This window comes from Paraburkholderia phymatum (genome assembly GCF_040965635.1).
Classification (GTDB): Bacteria; Pseudomonadota; Gammaproteobacteria; order Burkholderiales; family Burkholderiaceae; genus Paraburkholderia; species Paraburkholderia phymatum_B.
This window is the reverse complement of record NZ_JBFRCH010000086.1, coordinates 1-2,545: the sequence shown is the minus strand read 5'-3', so window position 1 is coordinate 2,545 and position 2,545 is coordinate 1. Positions and strand designations below refer to the sequence as shown.

The following is a 2,545-nucleotide window of genomic DNA, read 5'->3' as shown; positions in this document are numbered from 1 at the left end:
GTAAGCGTCTCGCCGCGGCCGTTCTAGCGTGCTGATTGAGGTTTTGGGTAGTTTGGTACCCACCAAATTATGGTGGATACCAAAGTGGACAAGACGTGGGGCGTTGGCGCCGCAGTCGGCGCATATAAGCGGCCGAACTTTCCGACCGAGTTCAAACGGCAACTGGTTGAACAGTCTTTCGAACCGGGCGCGTCTGTGGCGTTAATCGCGCGCAGCAACGACATCAATGCGAACCTGTTGTTCAAATGGCGACGGCTTTATCTGGCAGGAGAGTACGGTTTGCCGACGCTGCCTGAGGGCGCAACGCCGAAGCGGGCACCGGAGGTGCCGTCGCTGTTGCCTGTGAATGTCGTCGCTGAGGCGGCAGAACATACGCCACCGATGGCAGTCGATACAGCAAGGTCGCCAGACAATCTTTGCGAGATCGAGTTCGACCGTGCACGCTTGAGAGTTCGCGGCAACGTGTCACCGGATATGCTGCGGCTGCTGATCCGGGAGCTATCCCGATGATCGGCCTGCCGCCAGGCACTCGCATCTGGATCGCCGCAGGCGTCACCGACATGCGTAGTGGTTTCCCGGCTCTGGCCGCGAAGGTACAAACGGCACTCGAAGAGAATCCGCTCGGCGGCGACGTGTTCATTTTTCGCGGGCGTCGCGGCGATCTCATAAAAATTCTATGGGCAACCGATGACGGACTATGGCTTCTGGCGAAACGGCTTTCGCGCGGGCGGTTTATCTGGCCCCAGGCTGATGGCGGCAAGATCTATCTGACGGCTGCGCAGCTGTCGATGTTGCTGGAAGGCATCGATTGGCGACAACCCCGTCGCACGACGGCATTGTCGATGTTGTAAACCGCGTCGGAGGCTCGTAAACTGCAGCGCATGCCCAATCATGCGCCGCTTCCGGACACCGTTGCCGAGCTCCACGCCCTGGTGCTCGAACAGCAGGCATCGATCGCAAAGATGCAGAAGGAGATCGCCGAACGCGACCGGGAAATTGTCGAACGGGACCAGGAGCTTGAGCGCCTGAAGGCCCAGATCGACAAGCTCAGGCGTATGCACTTCGGTCGCAAATCCGAGCAACTCGATCAGCAGATCAATCGGCTCGAAACACAACTTGAGGATCTGGCGGCGGGCAGCGGCGTTGCCGATGTTCGTCGTGCGCGCGCTCGTGCATCGAGCTCAGGCGTGTCTGCTGGGTCCCCGAAGGAAACCTTGCCGCCCCATCTGCCGCGCGAAGAACGCGTGCTCGAACCCGATTCCGTCTGCCCGAAGTGCAACAACGCCATGGAATTACTCGGCGAGGACGTGTCCGGGCAACTCGCGCGCGTCACGGCGATGTTCAAGGTCATCCGCACGATCCGTCGCAAGCGGATCTGCACCGGTTGCGGCCACATCGTGCAACCTCCCATGCCAGGGCTGCCGATTGAGCGCAGCATCGCGCATCCGAGCTTGCTGGCCGACATCATCGTTTCGAAGTATGCGAACCACACGCCGCTGTATCGGCAATCCGAGATCGCGGCGCGCGACGGCGTGCGTCTCGATCGGGCCACCATGGCACGTTGGGTCGGGCAATGTGAAGAACTCTGCCGCCTGCTGACTGAAGCCCTGCGTCGCTACACGATGGCGACTGCGAAGCTCCACGCGGACGACACGCCGATCCCGGTACTCGCGCCCGGCAACAAGAAGACCAAGACCGGTCGGTTGTGGGTCTACGTGCGCGATGATCGTCGCTCAGGTTCGAGCGATCCTGCTGCTGTCTGGTTCGCGTACTCGCCGGACCGCAAAGGCATCCACCCTCAGACCCATCTTGCCGGATTCGAAGGTGTCCTTCAGGGGGACGGCTATGCCGGCTTCAACGAGTTGACCGAAAGCGGCAAGGTTCGTTTGGCATCCTGCTGGGATCACGCGCGCCGATATCTCTTCGACGTCCATGAGACAGCCCCTTCGGAAACCACGAAACAATGGCTCGAAATGATCGGCGAGTTTTACGCAATCGAGGCCGATATCCGCGGCAAACCACCGGATGAGCGGCGACGCGTAAGACAAGAAAAGAGCAGCCCGTTGCTCGCGGCTCTCGAGAAGTCGATGAAGGAGAAACTGGCCACTCTCTGGCCAAAGGCACCACTGGTCGAAGCGATCAACTACTCTCTGAACCGATGGGATGGACTCAAACTGTTCTGTGACGACGGCCGTGTCGAGATCAGCAACGTGCTTGCCGAAAATGCCTTGCGCTGTGTGGCCCTTGGTCGGCGCAATTTTATGTTCGCGGGCTCCGACAGCGGTGGTGAGCGAGCTGCCGCCATGTATGGCCTGATCGGCTCGTGCAAATTGAACAACATCAATCCACGCGCCTACCTGGAATTCGTGCTCACGCACATTGCGGATCACCAGGCCAACCGCATCGACGAACTGTTGCCATGGAACGTCGCGAAGCATCTCCCCCTATCTACATCTGCCTCGCTTTGATCCCTGCTGGCAGCGGCCTGCCGCGTTCTTCGACGCTTGTCCAGAGAATTCTCAACGGCTCCCACGCGACGCTTACG

Annotated in this window: 3 protein-coding genes; all 3 read left to right on the top strand. The window is 60.1% G+C overall.

Features of this window, described 5'->3' with window-relative positions; translation table 11 throughout:
• Window positions 1-84 precede the first annotated feature (84 nt).
• From tnpA to tnpC, 3 genes are read left to right on the top strand one after another with little or no spacing between them, the layout of a single operon-like run.
• The gene (gene tnpA, locus AB4Y32_RS40230) at window positions 85-510 is read left to right on the top strand and encodes an IS66-like element accessory protein TnpA (RefSeq protein ID WP_368726550.1); all 426 of its coding nucleotides are present in this window, start codon (window positions 85-87) and stop codon (window positions 508-510) included.
• The gene (gene tnpB / locus AB4Y32_RS40225) at window positions 507-851 is read left to right on the top strand and encodes an IS66 family insertion sequence element accessory protein TnpB (protein ID WP_368726549.1); all 345 of its coding nucleotides are present in this window, start codon (window positions 507-509) and stop codon (window positions 849-851) included. The genes tnpA and tnpB overlap by 4 nt, the downstream gene beginning before the upstream one ends.
• A gap of 30 nt (window positions 852-881) precedes the next feature.
• Window positions 882-2,468, top strand: a complete 1,587-nt coding sequence (gene tnpC, locus AB4Y32_RS40220) for an IS66 family transposase (RefSeq protein ID WP_368726548.1) — start codon at window positions 882-884, stop codon at window positions 2,466-2,468.
• Window positions 2,469-2,545: the final 77 nt, after the last annotated feature.